General features: G+C 69.7%; 12 protein-coding genes and 1 pseudogene. 8 read left to right on the forward strand and 5 right to left on the reverse strand.

The annotated features are described in order from the left end of the window. Nucleotides 1-714 precede the first annotated feature (714 nt). Both CHC02_RS04365 and CHC02_RS04370 read right to left on the reverse strand, forming a co-directional pair. The gene (locus tag CHC02_RS04365) at nucleotides 715-1,458 is read right to left on the reverse strand and encodes a TorF family putative porin (RefSeq protein ID WP_089390290.1); all 744 of its coding nucleotides are present in this window, start codon (nucleotides 1,456-1,458) and stop codon (nucleotides 715-717) included. Nucleotides 1,459-1,594: 136 nt separating this feature from the next. Then, a complete protein-coding gene (locus CHC02_RS04370; protein WP_089390291.1) occupies nucleotides 1,595-3,352 on the reverse strand; it encodes an amidohydrolase in 1,758 nt (585 codons plus the stop codon). A 115-nt stretch (nucleotides 3,353-3,467) separates the two neighbouring features. On the opposite strand from CHC02_RS04370, the gene CHC02_RS04375 reads away from it, so the two are divergent. After that, entirely contained in the window at nucleotides 3,468-4,379 is a 912-nt protein-coding gene (locus CHC02_RS04375) for a LysR family transcriptional regulator (RefSeq protein WP_089390292.1), read from the forward strand. On the opposite strand, the gene CHC02_RS04380 is transcribed toward CHC02_RS04375, so the two are convergent. Then, the gene (locus tag CHC02_RS04380) at nucleotides 4,380-5,387 is read right to left on the reverse strand and encodes an AraC family transcriptional regulator (RefSeq protein ID WP_089390293.1); all 1,008 of its coding nucleotides are present in this window, start codon (nucleotides 5,385-5,387) and stop codon (nucleotides 4,380-4,382) included. Between the two features lie 149 nt (nucleotides 5,388-5,536). On the opposite strand from CHC02_RS04380, the gene CHC02_RS04385 reads away from it, so the two are divergent. From CHC02_RS04385 to CHC02_RS04410, 7 genes and pseudogenes are all read left to right on the forward strand, one after another. Beyond that, the gene (locus CHC02_RS04385) at nucleotides 5,537-7,012 is read left to right on the forward strand and encodes a flavin-containing monooxygenase (protein ID WP_089390294.1); all 1,476 of its coding nucleotides are present in this window, start codon (nucleotides 5,537-5,539) and stop codon (nucleotides 7,010-7,012) included. Continuing rightward, nucleotides 6,996-7,937, forward strand: coding sequence for an alpha/beta hydrolase (locus tag CHC02_RS04390; RefSeq protein ID WP_089390295.1), 942 nt, complete (start codon nucleotides 6,996-6,998; stop codon nucleotides 7,935-7,937). Before CHC02_RS04385 ends, CHC02_RS04390 begins: the two co-directional genes overlap by 17 nt. Beyond that, a pseudogene (locus CHC02_RS30905) lies at nucleotides 7,937-8,023 on the forward strand (hypothetical protein); the annotation flags it as partial. The gene CHC02_RS04390 and the pseudogene CHC02_RS30905, both read left to right, overlap by 1 nt. A 161-nt stretch (nucleotides 8,024-8,184) precedes the next feature. After that, complete coding sequence (locus CHC02_RS04395; protein ID WP_089390296.1) at nucleotides 8,185-9,084, forward strand: DMT family transporter; 900 nt, start codon at nucleotides 8,185-8,187, stop codon at nucleotides 9,082-9,084. Nucleotides 9,085-9,319: 235 nt separating this feature from the next. Beyond that, the gene (locus CHC02_RS04400; RefSeq protein WP_009619201.1) at nucleotides 9,320-9,661 is read left to right on the forward strand and encodes a ribonuclease E inhibitor RraB; all 342 of its coding nucleotides are present in this window, start codon (nucleotides 9,320-9,322) and stop codon (nucleotides 9,659-9,661) included. A 163-nt stretch (nucleotides 9,662-9,824) separates the two neighbouring features. After that, a complete protein-coding gene (locus CHC02_RS04405) occupies nucleotides 9,825-10,529 on the forward strand; it encodes a type 1 glutamine amidotransferase (protein WP_089390297.1) in 705 nt (234 codons plus the stop codon). 102 nt (nucleotides 10,530-10,631) lie between these two features. Beyond that, nucleotides 10,632-11,717 carry a PAS domain-containing protein gene (locus CHC02_RS04410; protein ID WP_089390298.1) on the forward strand — a complete coding sequence of 362 codons (1,086 nt, stop codon included), beginning with the start codon at nucleotides 10,632-10,634 and terminating at the stop codon, nucleotides 11,715-11,717. A gap of 348 nt (nucleotides 11,718-12,065) precedes the next feature. Here CHC02_RS04410 and CHC02_RS04415 read toward each other — a convergent pair whose 3' ends face one another. After that, nucleotides 12,066-12,629, reverse strand: a complete 564-nt coding sequence (locus CHC02_RS04415) for a carboxymuconolactone decarboxylase family protein (protein ID WP_089390299.1) — start codon at nucleotides 12,627-12,629, stop codon at nucleotides 12,066-12,068. 10 nt (nucleotides 12,630-12,639) lie between these two features. Then, the gene (locus tag CHC02_RS04420; RefSeq protein ID WP_089390300.1) at nucleotides 12,640-13,968 is read right to left on the reverse strand and encodes an aspartate aminotransferase family protein; all 1,329 of its coding nucleotides are present in this window, start codon (nucleotides 13,966-13,968) and stop codon (nucleotides 12,640-12,642) included. Nucleotides 13,969-14,218: the final 250 nt, after the last annotated feature.

Here is a 14,218-nt window from a genome sequence, read left to right on the forward strand (position 1 = left end):
TGTCACCCATGTGACTGAACTCATTTGTTACCCATGTGCTTGTCCTCTACATGCCCCGACATACGGGCCCGATGGAGCCGGGCTACCCTCACGAATTCCCCCGCCACGGAGGCCCGCCCCGACAGCACGTCCCTGTGCTGATCGGGGCTCTAGCGACATCCATGTCGCATGACTTCCTGAGCGCCGGTTTCGCTCGGCCTCCTGAAGGGGCGTTCCGGTGCGCTCGGATGTTTCTCTGGAAACCCGTAGGGCGCCGGCCACGCCGGACACCTGGGTGGCACGGCCAACGGCGGATAACCGCGAACGGTTATTCGCCCTACGAGTTTGCCGGCTGACGTTGCGTTATCCGCTTGCTCGGGACAGCCCCCTCTCCCTTCAGGGCGGGCCGCGTAGGCGAGGGTTGGGGAGAGGGGGCGGACTTCGCCCACGCACCTCTGCCACCCCTGACGCCGTCCCCCCTCCCTAACCCTCCCCCGCAAGCGGGAGAGGGGACCGTTCGGCGTGAGGCGGAATCACGAAGCTCCCGGGTTCCCACGTAGGGCGCATAACGCCTACGGCGTTATCCGCCGAATCGCGGTACGGTTCCAGGTAGCACGGGCGTAGGAGCGGACTCCGTCCGCGATTGGCCCCCGGCCGCGCCAATCGTCAGGCATCGCTGCCCGGGCCAACGGTTTTCCCGATGGGGCACCAGAAACCCCATTCGGCCCGCGCCCGCTAGAACCGCTTCGTCGCCCGCGCCACCACGGTTGCCGTGCAGATGTCCTTGAAGCCCTGCCAGTTGTAGCACTCGCTCTGCGACAGGTCGGTGTCGATGTAGCTCAGCGACCAGTCGATGCCGACGAACTCCCTGTCCAGGCGCGCCTCCCATTCGTGGTAGGTGCTGCGGGTGCCGCCGTCGCCGGCGAGGTAGAGCGGGTCCTTGGCGTCGTTGCGGCCGTAGCGCAGCTTGGCCTGGAAGCCGGACGGCAGTTCGAAGCCGTAGCCGACGTAGCTGTAGAGCTGGCTCTGGTCCTTGCCGAAGTAGGTGGTGATGTCCTTCGAGTAGTAGCTGGCCAGCTCGAAGCCGTAGGCGTTGAGGATGGCGTAGGCCTCGCTCTGGTTGAACTGGCCTTCCTTCGGGTAGCGGTACTGGATGTAGCCCAGATCCAGGCTCACCGCGTCGGTGGCCTGCCAGTACCAGCCGGCGTAGTAGTCCAGTTCCTGGCGGCTCTTGAGGCCATAGCCGAAGTCGACGTTGGAGCTCCACACGCCGAGGTACAGGCCGCTGCTGTGCTGCAGGGTGGCGCCGGCCTGGATGGCCGGGTCGTTCTGCGTCTGCGAGATGCCGCGGGAGCGGTAGTCGCTGGCCAGGGTGGCCTCCAGCTGGACCGAGAGGTCGTCGGTCAGCTCCAGCGCGTGGCCGCTGGTGAAAGGCGCGCAGGCGAGCGCCGCGCCTAGGACGAGAGTGTTGTACTTCATGGACTTACCCTTTGTTGTGCTTGTGTGGGCAGGAAAAAGCCCGCGCAGCCCCCTCCCGCCGGCGAGCCGGGAAGCGAAAGGGAAGGGGCGGCGGGAAGGGCCGGGCTTCAGTGGCCCGGCATTGGAGCGAACGGCTTCAGAGGCCCTGCTGGCCGTCGGCGCGGTAGACCTCGCGGCCGCCGAACAGGGTGTGCAGCACCCTGGCCTCGCCCAGTTCGGCGTCGGGGACGCTGAACAGGTCGCGGTCGAGCACCACCAGATCGGCCTGCTTGCCGGGGGCCAGGCTGCCGATCTTCCCGTCCAGGCCAATGGCCTTGGCGGCGTTGAGGGTGTACGCGTAGAACATCGTCTGGCGGTCGATGCGCTGCTCGGGGTTGAGCACGCCCTTCGGGCCCTGGCGCGTCACCGCCTGGTACATGGCCTTCAGCGGGTCGGGGGTGGACACCGGCCAGTCGCTGGCCCCGGCGATGGTGGCGCCGGCGTCCAGCAGCGATTTCGCCGGGTACATGTAGCGGAAGGCGTCGTCGGCGATGTAGGGCTTGACCAGGTCGAGGGTGTAGTCCTCGGCGGTGGCCCAGTCCAGCTGCATCGAGGCGATCACCCCGAGCTGCCTGAAGCGCGGGAAGTCCGCCGGGTTGACCAGTTGCAGGTGGGTGATGGAGTGGGTCACGCCGCTCTGCCGGTCCTTGCGCGCCTGGGCGATGCCGTTGAGCGACTCGCGCACCGCGCGGTCGCCGATGGCGTGGATGTGCACCAGCCAGCCGCGGGCGTCAGCGGCGCTGACCAACTCGCCGAAGTGCTGCGGGTCCAGCAGCAGTTCGCCGGGCTTGTGCAGGTTCTTGTAGTCCTCCAGCAGCGAGGCGGACTGCGCCGGGTATTCCAGCACGCCGTCGGCGAACACCTTGATGCCCGGCAGGCTCAGGTTGGGGATGCCCTGGAACTGCCGGCGCACCTTGTCGATCACCGCCAGGTCCGCCGGGCGGCTCTTCGGGTTGACCACCAGCAGCGCGGCGACGTGGGCGCTGAGCTGGCCGTTGCGTGCCAGGTCGCGGTACACCGGCAGCACGCCGAGGGTGTGCTCGGTGGGCTTGATGTCGAACAGCGCCTGGCCCGGGCTGCCGTTGGCCGCCGGGTCCATCCAGGCGGTGATGCCCAGGCTGTTGTTGTACTGCACGGCGGCCAGGCCGGCGCGGTCGAGGGTCTGCTGGTCGGCGGCGGGCATGGCTTCGGCCACGCGGTCGAAGCCGGAGTCGACGACGAAGCCGGTGGGGGTGAAGTCCTTGGCGTGGGCGATGTTCTGCTGCTCGCTGGCCGGCAGCGAGCGTACCCGCCTGGCGTCGAGCCCGGCGCGCTGGAGCATGGCGGCGTTGGCCCAGGCGGTGTGGTGGTCGCTGCCGATGAACACGATGGGCACCTTCGCCCATTCGCCGGCGTTGAAGATTTTCGCCAGCCCCTCGGCCTGGGACCAGTAGCTGGAGTGCATGCCGTTGAGCACCAGGATGTCGCCGACCCTGGCCTTGCCGCTGTCGCGGGCCTCGCGCAGGCGCTGAGCCAGCTCGTCGAGGCTGACCTGTTCGTCCTGCATGCTCGCGGCGATCAGCTCCAGGCCGCCGAAGATGGAATGCGAGTGGCTGTCGATGAAGCCGGGCATCAGCAGCTTGCCGCCGAGGTCGACCTGGCGGCTGTGGGCGTCGCCGAGGGCGCGTACTTCCTGGTCGCTGCCGACCTTCAGCACCTTGTCGCCGGCGATGGCCACCGCCTGCTGCAGCGGCTGCCCGGGCTCGGCGGTGAAGACCTTGGCGTTGTACAGGATCAGGTCCGCGGTTTGTGCGTGGGCTTCCAAAGTACCCAGTGCGATTGCGACAGCGAGTGCGCCCTTGATGAGCCTTCGCATGACTTCCCCTTGCTTGGTGGTTGATTTTTATTGGTCTGCACAAGAGGCTACTGGCCGGGGGCTATTCCCCGAAAGCCAGTCGCTGGCACAAGACTTGTGAAAAATTGGAAAGAATATGGACAGGTTCAGCAGCCTAGCCCTCTTCGTCGCCTGCGCCGAGACCGGCAGTTTCAGCCGCGCCGCCGAGCAGCAGGGCAAGACCCCCTCGGCGGTGACCAAGGCCATCGGCCAGCTGGAGGCCAGCCTCGGCGCACGCCTGTTCGAGCGCACCACGCGCAGCATGGCGCTGACCGAGGCCGGGCAGCTGTACCTGGACAGCGCCCGCGAAGTGCTGGCGCGCATGCACGAGACCGCCGAGGAAATCGGCCAGCTGCAGCACAGCCTGCGCGGCAGCCTGCGGATCACCGCGCCGCTGGCCTTCGGCGCGGCCTTCCTCAACGACGTCTGCGCCGACTTCCTCATCCAGCACCCGGACCTGCGCCTGCAGGTGGACCTCGGCGACAGCTACGTCGACCTGCTCGACGGCCGCTACGACCTGGCCCTGCGCCTGGGCCACAGCAACCTGCCGGGGCTGATCGTGCGGCCGCTGGTGGAGAACCGCGTGGCGCTCTGCGCCAGCCCCGAATACCTGGCGCGCCGCGGCGAGCCCCGGCACCCGCTGGAGCTGGCCGGGCACGACCGCCTGACCTACTGGCACCCGGCGCTGGACACCCGCTGGTGGCTGGAGCGCGATGGCGAGCGCTTCTCCATCCTGCGCGAGGGGCGCCTGAGCAGCGACAACCACGAGCTGCTGCTGGCCGCCTGCCTGAAGGGCAGGGGGCTGATGCCCTGCCCGCTGTGGAGCGCCTTGCCGTACCTGCGCGACGGGCGCCTGTGCAGCGTGCTGGACGACTACTACTTCGACCCCGATGCCTTCGGCCAGCGCATCCTCGCCGTCTACCCCAGCCACAGGCGCGCCACGCGCAAGATCCTCGCCTTCATCGAGCACCTGGAAGGCGCCCTGCGCCAGCTCGGCATCGAGGCCTGACTAGCGGCCGCGGAAACGCCCCGGCGGCACGCCCTTCCAGCGCTTGAAGGCGTGGATGAAGTTGGACACCTCGCCATAGCCCAGGCGCTCGGCGATCTCCTCCAGGCGGATGGCGCCGGTGCCCAGCAGTTCCTCGGCCAGGGCCTGGCGCACCTCGTCGAGCAGGGCGCGGTAGCTGCTGCCCTCGTCCTGCAGGCGGCGGCGCAGGGTGCGCGAGGTCATGTGCAGCTCCTGCGCCACCTGCTCCATGTCCGGCAGGCGCCCCGGGGTGCGCAGCAGGCGGTCGCGGATGCGTCCGGCCAGGCCGCCCAGCTCCTGGCGCCGGGCCAGCAGGGCGCGGCATTGTTCCTCGCAGTGCCGGGCCACCTGCGGGTTGGCGCCGGGCAGCGGCAGGTCGAGGGCGGCGCTGGCGAAGACGACGCGGTTGGCGGCCTGGCCGAACGCCGGCTCCACGCCCAGTTCGGCCAGGTACAGGCTAGTGTCGGCGGGGCGCGGGCGGCGGAATTCGGCGCGCAGGACCGGCAGCGGGCGCCCGGTCAGGTCGCGCTGGATGCGCAGCACGCCGCCCAGGTCGCGTTCGCAGGCGAAGGCGCGGACGTCCTCCGGCACGGCGGCGTCGTCCAGCAGCAGGCAGGCCTCGGCGCCGTCCTCCTGCAAGTCCAGGCGGGTGAACACGTAGGTCAGCCCCAGGTAGCGCAGGCCCAGGTGCGCGGCGCCGCGGAAGTTCGGGCTGCTTAGCAGGGCGAAGCCCCAGATGCCGTAGGTGTTCAGGTGGTAGCGCAGGCCGGCCTGCAGGCTGCTGCCGGCGGGCAGGCGCTGCGCCAGGTTGCGCAGCACCTGCAGCTCGCAGGGGGCGTCGATCTCGCGGGCCGGGTCGGCCAGCACCGCCAGGTCCAGGCCGCTGCCGTGCAGGCAGTCCTCCAGGGCCAGGCCGTGGTCGAGGCCGAACTGGGTGAGCAACTGCACGCTCAGGGCGCTGCGGCGGGTGGGCCAGGGCTGGTCGGGCATCGGTGGCTTTGTCCGGAAATCACAATTTAATGTCCGACTATGCCATAACCCGGCGCGGAGGGTGGCACTAGCCTATGCTCATCCGCCAGCGCGGCGGACGACGGCAGGCCTTGCGGGGCCGCCGTCCAGCCAAAATCGGGAGCACAACAATGCACAATACTTCCCGTGATCCGGCACCCTTGCGCGTGCTGGTCATCGGCGCCGGCTTCGGCGGCCTGGGCCTGGCCATCCGCCTGCAGCGGGCCGGCATCCATGACTACCTGATCCTCGAGAAGGCCGCCGACGTCGGCGGTGTATGGCGCGAGAACAGCTACCCCGGGGCCGCCTGCGACGTGCCTTCGCACCTGTATTCCTTCTCCTTCGAGCCCAAGGCCGACTGGACGCGCAAGTTCGCGCCCCAGGCGGAGATCCTCGACTACCTGCGCCACTGCGCCGACAAGTACGGCCTGCGCCCGCGCATCCGCTTCGGCTGCGAGGCGGTGGACGCCTGCTTCGACGAGGCCGCCGGGCAGTGGGTGGTGCGCTGCGCCGACGGGCAGACGCTGCGCGCCCGTGCCCTGGTCTGCGCCACCGGCCAGCTGAGCCGGCCGCTGTACCCGCGCATCCCCGGCCTGGAGGGCTTCCGCGGCGCGGCCTTCCACTCGGCGCACTGGGACCAGCGCGCCGACCTGCGCGGCAAGCGCGTGGCGGTGATCGGCACCGGCGCCAGCGCCATCCAGTTCGTCCCGCGCATCGCCCCGCAGGTGGCCGAGCTGCTGCTGTTCCAGCGCAGCGCGCCCTACGTGATCGCCAAGCCGGACCGCCCCTACGCCGCCTGGGAGCGCCGGCTCAAGGCGCGCCTGCCCTGGCTGCAGCGCCTGGACCGCGGCCTCAAGTACCTGCAGCACGAGTCACGGGTGCTGGCCTTTTCCACCTTCCCGCCGCTGATGAAGTTCATGCAGCTGAGCTTCCGCCTGAACCTGCGCCGCGGCATCGCCGATGCGCAACTGCGCCGGCGGTTGATCCCTGACTACCCGCTGGGCTGCAAGCGCATCCTCATCAGCAACGACTACTACCCGGCGCTGGCGCGGGACAACGTACGGGTGATCGACACCGGCATCGAGCGGGTGACCGAGGGCGCCATCGTCACCCGCGACGGCCAGCGCCACCCGGTGGACGCCATCGTCTTCGGCACCGGCTTCGCCGCCACCGAGTTCCTCGCCCCCATGCGCATCCAGGGCCTGGGCGGGCGCTGGCTGGAACAGGCCTGGGCCGAGGGCGCCGAGGCCTACAAGGGCATCAGCGTCAGTGGCTTCCCCAACCTGTTCATCCTCTACGGGCCGAACACCAACCTGGGGCACAACTCCATCGTCTACATGCTGGAGAGCCAGTTCCCCTACGTGCTGGCCTGCCTGCGCCACCTCGACGAGCAGGGCCTGCGCTACCTGGACGTGCGGCCCGCCGTGCAGAGCGCCTACAACCAGGCCCTGCAGCGCGGCCTGCAGCACACCGTGTGGGAGAGCGGCTGCGACAGCTGGTACAAGACCGCCGCCGGCCGCAACACCAACAACTGGCCGGGCTTCACCTTCCGCTACCGCCAACAGACCCGTCAGCCGGAGTTCGCCGACTATGAATGCGCCCGTTGAGTTCGCTCCGCCGGTTTCCCTCTCGCAGCGCCTGCTCGCCGGCCTGCTGCGCGGCACCCTGCGCCTGCTGTTCCGCGGGCTGATGCGCCCGTCGATCCCGGTGCCGATGCAGCGCCGGGTGCTGAATGCGCTTACCGCCGCCACCCTGACCCCGCGTGGCGTGCAGCGCGGCGCGGAAGTCATCGCCGGGGTGCCCTGCGAATGGCAGCGCGCGGGCCAGGGCGAAGGCCGCACGCTGCTCTACCTGCACGGCGGCGCCTACCTGGTGGGCTCGCCGGCCACGCACCGGGCGATCACCGCCAACCTGGCGCGCCTGGGCCGCCTCGACGTCTGCGCGGCGGACTACCGCCTGGCCCCGGAACACCGCTTCCCGGCGCCGCTGGAGGACGCCCTGGCGGTGTACCAGGCGCTGCTGGCGCGCGGCCAGGACCCGGCGCGCCTGGCCGTGGCCGGGGATTCGGCCGGCGGCCACCTGGCCCTGCAACTGGCCGTGGCGTTGAAGGCGCGGGGCCTGCCGCTGCCCGGCGCGCTGGTGGTGTTCTCGCCGGTCACCGACGTCAGCTGCGCCCAGTGGCACCAGCCGAAGGCCGGCGACCCGCTGATCGGCCGCGCCTGGGTGGAAAGCGCCATCGCGATGTTCTGCCCGCCCGGCGTGGCGCGCGACTCGGCGCAGCTGTCGCCGCTGTTCGCCGACCTTGCCGGGCTGCCGCCGCTGCTGATCCAGGTCGGCGAGGACGAAGTGCTGCGCAACGACAGCCTGCGCCTGGCCGGCGCGGCGCGTAAGCGGGGCGTGGACGTCACCCTGCAGCGCTACCGCGACTGCTGGCACGTGTTCCAGGCCCACGCCGGGGTGCTGCGCATCGCCGACCAGGCCCTGGGCGAGGTGGCGGGCTTCCTCGGCCGGCACCTCGGGGGAGGGCGCTGATGGACTGCATCCTGGTCACCGGCGCGGCCTCGGGCATAGGCGCGGCCAGCGCGCGGCTGTTCCAGGCCATGTGCCGGTCCGGCTGGCTGTCGCCGCCGGCGCTCAACCGCTGGGCGATGGGCTGGCTCAGCCGCGAGTGAGCGCAGGGGGCTTGCACTGCCGTGGTGCAGCCCGGATGCTGTAGGGCCCGTCCGCAGCCGCAGGAGGTTGGCTGCCGGGCCCTTCCGCCCACCGCAAGGAAGCCGCCATGCCCTTCGCCTATTTCTGCCTGGCCCTGTCGATGCTGCTGGTCGGCGGCAACATCGCCATCGGCAAGCTGGTGCTGGAAGAACTGCCCGTCTACCTGTTCGCCCTGCTGCGCTTCCTCATCGCCAGCCTGGTGCTGCTGCCCGGCCTGGCCCTGCCGCGGGTGCGCGCGGGGCTGGACGGCGGCGCCTGCCGCGGGCTGTTCCTGCAGGCCTTCTTCGGCTGCTTCCTGTTCAGCCTGTGCATGCTGCACGGCGTGCAGCTGACCTCGGCGACCAGCGCCGGCATCATCACCAGCGCCACGCCCAGCGTCATCGCCCTGCTGGCCTGGCTGTGGCTGCGCGAGCGCCTGGAGCCGCGCGGCCTGCTGGCCATCGCCCTGGCGGTGCTGGGCATCGCCGCGCTGAACCTGCTGGAGCGCCCGGCGGGCGGCCACAGCGGCGTGGCGGGCAACGCCCTGGTGCTGGGCGCCGTGCTCGCCGAGGCGCTGTTCGCCATCTACTCGCGGCGCCTGTCGCTGCACCTGCACCCCTGGACCATGGCCCTGGGCGTCAACCTCGCCGGGCTGCTGCTGTTCCTGCCCCTGGCGCTGCCCGAGGCGCGGGCGCTGGACTGGCGCGCGGTGCCGGCGGCGACCTGGGGCTGGACGCTGTTCTACGCCCTGAGCGCCAGCGTGCTGTCGTTCCTGCTGTGGTACCGCGGCATTTCCCGGGTGCAGGCCAACGTCGCCGGGCTGTTCACCGGGCTGATGCCGGTGGGCTCGGCGCTGGTGGGCGTGAGCCTGCTGGGCGAGCGTTTCGGCGCCGGCCACGCCCTGGGCATGGCCCTGGTGCTGGCGGCCCTGCTGCTGGCGACGCGCCCCGCGGCGCTGCCGCCCGTCGCCGCCGAACGTACCGACTGACCGGTAGGGCGGCATTCGGCCTGCATAGACGCTACTCTGAAACTGTTGGTTGCCGGCAGACGGGCCTTCCTGCCTGCCAGTTCAAGACCTTTGGCGACCAATTGGGGGACGTTGAAGCATTTTTGGCGTTTCCTGTGGCACAGCGAGTGCCCGCCGCGGGCCTGGCCGCAAGCCGGGCCGGCATTGGCTGGGAAACTAGGTGAAACCCTGAACGTCTCGAAAGGAGGTGCGTACCATGGAAAAGCCCCTCTCGGAGGATATCAGTGTCAATGTGCTGCGCCGGATGAAGGAAGGGGGCTTCGATTTCGCCCGCATTCATCCCATCGACTTCTTCGCCATCTTTCCCGATGAACAGAACGCCCGCCAGGCCGCCCGGCAATTTCGCGGCGAATCCCTGAGGGCCCAGGTCGAAGCCCGTTCCGATGGTGGCTGGAACCTGCAGATCAGCAAGGTGATGTTCGCCACCCACGCGGCGATCGGTGCATTCGAACACGACCTGGAGGAAGTCGTGGCGCCGCTCGGAGGTGTGCTCGACGGCTGGGGCGTGACCCAGGAAGTGAGCAGCCTGCGTCCCTGATCCAACCCGTTCGTCTCGCCGCCAGGCCGCGCCGGCCGGCGGCTTCCCACTCCCATGAAGCCGATGCGCCCGCGCCGCCGGAAGGCGGTGCGGGCCTGCCCGCGGGCGCGCTGGGGGTTATGGTCGGGCGCCTTTTGCGGCAGACTGCCGCGCGGAGGTAAGCATGACCGATATCCTGATCCTGACCCACGCCGACTTCTGCCCGCCGGGCCACCTGGCCTGCGTGCTCGACCGCGCCGGCCTGGCCTTCGAGGTGCGCCGCGCCGACCACGGCGAGCTGGACGGCTACGACCTGGAGCGCCCCAGGGCGGTGGCCATCATGGGCGGCCCCATGAGCGTGAACGACGACCTGCCCTGGCTGCGCACCGAGGTGGCGGCGCTGCGCCGCTTCATCGAGCGCAAGGTGCCGATGATCGGCCACTGCCTGGGCGGCCAGCTGCTGGCCAAGGCCCTGGGCGCATCCATCCGCCACCAGGGCTACACCGAGATGGGCTGGCAGCCGATGCGCCGCCTGGAGTCCGCAAGCCCCTGGCTTGCGCACCTGCCCGGGGAATTCCCGATCTACCAGTGGCACGGCGACACCTTCGACCTGCCCGAGGGCGCCGAGCACCTGCTGTCCAGCCCCTGGTGCGCCAACCAGGGCTTCTCCTGGGGCGGCTTCGTCCTCGGCCTGCAGGGCCACCCGGAGATGACCGAGGAACTGGTCAGCGGCTGGATCAACGGCTGGCCGCAGTACCTGGACCCCAGCCAGCCCAGCCAGGAAAGCGCCGAGGTGATGCTCGACGACCTGCCGCGCAAGGTGGCTGACCTGAACCGCGTGGCCGAGGGCTTCTACGCCCACTGGCTGAGGCTGGCCGGCCTGGCGTGAGCGAGCGGGGCGCACGGCCGTGCGCCCCGGGGTTTGCTGTAATCCGGCGGTTTACAACTGTGTATACTGCGGCTCCAGGCTTCTTCCAGGACAGGACCGCGCATGACGGAAAACAGCTTCGCCTTCCGCCTCAAGGAATTGCTCGAACTCAACAAGCTGACCCTGCAGGCCGTGGCCAGCGCGCTGGGCATCTCGCGCACCGCGGTGCACAAGTGGACGCGCGGCGGCGAGATCGACTACGACAACCTGCGCAAGCTGGCCGCCTTCCTCAAGGTCAACTGGATCTGGCTGCGCTACGGCGAGGAAGCCGTGCGCGACCTGCAGGCGCTGGAGCCCATCGAGCTGCCGATGACCGACGTGCGCCGCCGCTACACCGCCGAGATCATGGAGAGCGAGGCGCGCATGAAGCTGGCCCAGGAGAGCGCGCGCATCGTCACCTGGGAATGGAACCTGATCAGCGACGAGGTCACCTACTCGCCCAACGTCGAGGAGGTCTACGGCTGGCCGGTGAGCCACAACCAGGACTTCTGGCCGCACCTGCCGGCCGAGGACGTGGCCGCCATGCGCGCCATGTACGACCAGGCCATCGCCGAGGGCAGCGGCTGCGAATGCGACTTCCGCATCTACCGCCCGGACGGCGAGATGCGCTGGATCGCCTCCCGCGCCCGGGTGGTCAAGGACAGCGCCGGGCGCTCGGTGAAAATGGTCGGCATCAGCATGGACAACACCGCGCGCATGGCCGCCGAGGAAAAACTGCGCAACAGCGAGGAGCGCTTCCGCGCCATCTTCGAGCTGACCTGGGGCGCGCTGGCCTACATCGGCCTGGACGGCACCTGGCAGCGCGTCAACGGCAGCCTCTGCGAACTGCTCGGCTACAGCGCCGAGGAACTCTACGGCATGACCTTCCAGCAGCTCACCCACCCCGACGACCTGGAGCGCAACCTGCAGCTGCTGCGCAGCATGCTGGCCGGGGAAATCGACCGCTATGTGGTGGAGAAGCGCTGCCGGCGCAAGGACGGCCGCTACGTCTGGGTGCGCGCCCGCACCTCGCTGCAACGCCGCCGCCAGGATGGCCTGCCGGAGCACCTGATCAGCGTGTTCGAGGACATAGGCCCGGCCCGCGCCGAACGCGAGCGCCTGCAGGCGCGCATCGCCGAGCTGGAGGCGCAGCTGGCGGAGCGTGCCTGAGGCGGGGCGCAGGCGCGGGGCAATGGCGGATAACGCCGTAGGCGTTATGCGCCCTACGAGTGTGCCACCGGATGGTTCCGCGTCGACCGTAGGGCGAATGACCGTTCGCGGTTATCCGCCGTTGGCCGTGCCGCCGGGGCGTCCGGTAATCGCGGAAAAGTTCCGCTCCTACGACGTGCGGAACCGTAGGAGCGGGCCCTGCCCGCGATTTCGCGCGCAGGGCGCGCTCCTACAGGGAATGGCGCGGGTGGGGCGGCGTAGGAGCGGATCTCATCCGCGATCCGCGCCGGAACGTCCGGCTATCGCGGAAAAGTTCCGCTCCTACGAAAGGCCCGTGCCCAGGCCCGCTCAGGGCTCGGCGAAGGGCAGGGGCGCGTCCGTTTCGCGGCGTACGGCGAAGGCGTTGAGGGTCATGGCCACCAGCGCGTAGTAGCCGAAGATGCCCACCAGCTCCACCATCCCGGCCTCGCCGAAGGCGTCCACGCCCTCGTCGTAGAGCGCCTGCCCGATGCGCTTGCGGGCGTAGAGGCTACTGCCCAGGCGGTAGACCAGGCGTTCGTCGTCGCGGGCGAACGGCGGTTCCTCGTCGCGCCGCAGGGCTTCGATCACCTCGTCGGCCAGGCCGGCCCGGCGTGCGATGGGTTCGTGGATCTGCCATTCCGCCTGGGATCGCCACCAGGCCGCGGTGAGCAGGATCGCCAGTTCGCTCAGGCGCAGTTCCAGGCGCGTGCCGTAGCGGCAGAAGGCCCCCAGCTTCTGCGCGCTGTCGGCCAGCTGCGGGCTGTGCACCCAGGCCAGGAAGGGGCCATCGAGGTTGCCGCGGGGGCCGCTGAGGATGTCGTTCAGCACGCGGCGCTGTTCGTCGTCCATGCGCTCGTCGGTGAGCGGGGTGAGGCGCGATTCGATCTTCATGGGGCTGTCCTCAGAGGCTGCCGATGGCCTGGTCGATGGCGCGCCGCAGCTTGTCCACCAGTTCGTCCAGTTGTGCCTCCTCGAGGATGAAGGGCGGCGCCAGGAGGATGTGGTCGCCTCTTCGGCCGTCCAGGGTACCGCCCATGGGATAGCACAGCAGGCCCTCCTGCATGGCGGCTTTCTTGATCCGCGCGTGCAGCTTCGCCTCGGCGGGGAAGGGCGCCTTGGCGTCGCGCTCGGTCACCAGTTCCAGGCCCTGGAACAGCCCGCGTCCGCGGATGTCGCCGATATGCGGGTGGGCGCCGAAGGCCTGCTGCAGCCGTTGCTGCAGGCCGAGGCCCAGGCTGCGTACGCGTGGCAGCAGGTCGCGCGCCTCGATGGTCTTCTGCACCGCCAGGGCCGCGGCGCAGGCGGTGGCGTGGCCGATGTAGGTGTGGCCGTGCTGGAAGAAGCCCGAGCCCTGGGCGATGGCGTCGTGGATGCGCTGGCTCACCAGGGTGGCGCCGATGGGCTGGTAGCCGGCGCCCAGGCCCTTGGCGATGGTGACCAGGTCGGCGCTTATGCCTTCCTGTTCGGCGGCGAACAGGCTGCCGGTGCGGCCCATGCCGCACATCACCTCGTCGAGGATCAGCAGCACCCCGTGGCGGTCGCAGATTTCCCGCACGCGCTTGAAGTAGCCCGGCACCGCGGTCACCGCGCCGAGGGTGGCGCCCACCACCGGCTCGGCGACGAAGGCCATGACGTTGTCCGCCCCCAGGCGGAGGATTTCCGCTTCCAGTTCCTGCGCCAGGCGTTCGCCGTAGGCCTCGGGCGTCTCCCCGGCGGCCTGGTCGCGGTAGGCATAGCAGGGGCTGACGTGGCTGACGTCGATCAGCAGCGGCTGGAACTGCTGGCGCCGCCAGGCGTTGCCGCCGGTGGCCAGGGCGCCGAGGGTGTTGCCGTGGTAGCTCTGGCGGCGAGCGATCAGGTGCGTGCGCTGCGGCTGGCCGATCTCCACGAAGTACTGGCGGGCCAGCTTCAGCGCCGCTTCCACCGCCTCGGAACCACCGCTGACGAAGTACACCGAGCGCATGCCGGCGGGCGCGCGGGCGACCAGGAAGTCGGCCAGTTCCTCCATGGGCTCGGTGGTGAAGAAGGAGCTGTGGGCGTAGGCCAGGGTGCCCACCTGCCGGCGCACCGCCTCGATCACCGCCGGGTCGCTGTGGCCCAGGCAGGACACCGCCGCGCCACCGCTGGCATCCAGGTAGCGGCGGCCTTCGCTGTCGACCAGGTAGGCGCCGTCGCCGCGAACGGCCGTGGGGTAGGACTGGGTGAGGCTGCGGTGCAGGACGTGGCTCATGGTGACCTCCGGGTTGGTTGCGCAAATATTAATTGCATTTTCTGTGTTGGCAATCTTTTGTTGCGCAACGGTTGCACGATCGAGGAGGCTAGCGAACGACCTGAAGCGGCGAAGTAGAGAAGCTCTTGGTCAATTTCCCACTGGATGAAGGCCGCAAGCACCCGGCAAGGTTTGATAAAAATACTTGCAATCGTATTTGTTGCATGTTTATTTTGCGAAAAAGCACCCTGTGCATGCAGCCCCTTCCGTG

The organism is Pseudomonas delhiensis (assembly GCF_900187975.1).
GTDB lineage: Bacteria > Pseudomonadota > Gammaproteobacteria > Pseudomonadales > Pseudomonadaceae > Pseudomonas > Pseudomonas delhiensis.

Excerpts from the sequence above, each read along its gene's own strand:
- CHC02_RS04365 (WP_089390290.1), bottom strand. The coding sequence starts at position 1,458 with ATGAAGTACAACACTCTCGTCCTAGGCGCGGCGCTCGCCTGCGCGCCT.
- CHC02_RS04390 (WP_089390295.1), top strand. The coding sequence starts at position 6,996 with ATGAATGCGCCCGTTGAGTTCGCTCCGCCGGTTTCCCTCTCGCAGCGC.
- CHC02_RS04395 (WP_089390296.1), top strand. The coding sequence starts at position 8,185 with ATGCCCTTCGCCTATTTCTGCCTGGCCCTGTCGATGCTGCTGGTCGGC.
- CHC02_RS04415 (WP_089390299.1), bottom strand. The coding sequence starts at position 12,629 with ATGAAGATCGAATCGCGCCTCACCCCGCTCACCGACGAGCGCATGGAC.
- CHC02_RS04385 (WP_089390294.1), top strand. The coding sequence starts at position 5,537 with ATGCACAATACTTCCCGTGATCCGGCACCCTTGCGCGTGCTGGTCATC.
- CHC02_RS04370 (WP_089390291.1), bottom strand. The coding sequence starts at position 3,352 with ATGCGAAGGCTCATCAAGGGCGCACTCGCTGTCGCAATCGCACTGGGT.
- CHC02_RS04405 (WP_089390297.1), top strand. The coding sequence starts at position 9,825 with ATGACCGATATCCTGATCCTGACCCACGCCGACTTCTGCCCGCCGGGC.
- CHC02_RS04375 (WP_089390292.1), top strand. The coding sequence starts at position 3,468 with ATGGACAGGTTCAGCAGCCTAGCCCTCTTCGTCGCCTGCGCCGAGACC.
- CHC02_RS04400 (WP_009619201.1), top strand. The coding sequence starts at position 9,320 with ATGGAAAAGCCCCTCTCGGAGGATATCAGTGTCAATGTGCTGCGCCGG.
- CHC02_RS04380 (WP_089390293.1), bottom strand. The coding sequence starts at position 5,387 with ATGCCCGACCAGCCCTGGCCCACCCGCCGCAGCGCCCTGAGCGTGCAG.
- CHC02_RS04420 (WP_089390300.1), bottom strand. The coding sequence starts at position 13,968 with ATGAGCCACGTCCTGCACCGCAGCCTCACCCAGTCCTACCCCACGGCC.
- CHC02_RS04410 (WP_089390298.1), top strand. The coding sequence starts at position 10,632 with ATGACGGAAAACAGCTTCGCCTTCCGCCTCAAGGAATTGCTCGAACTC.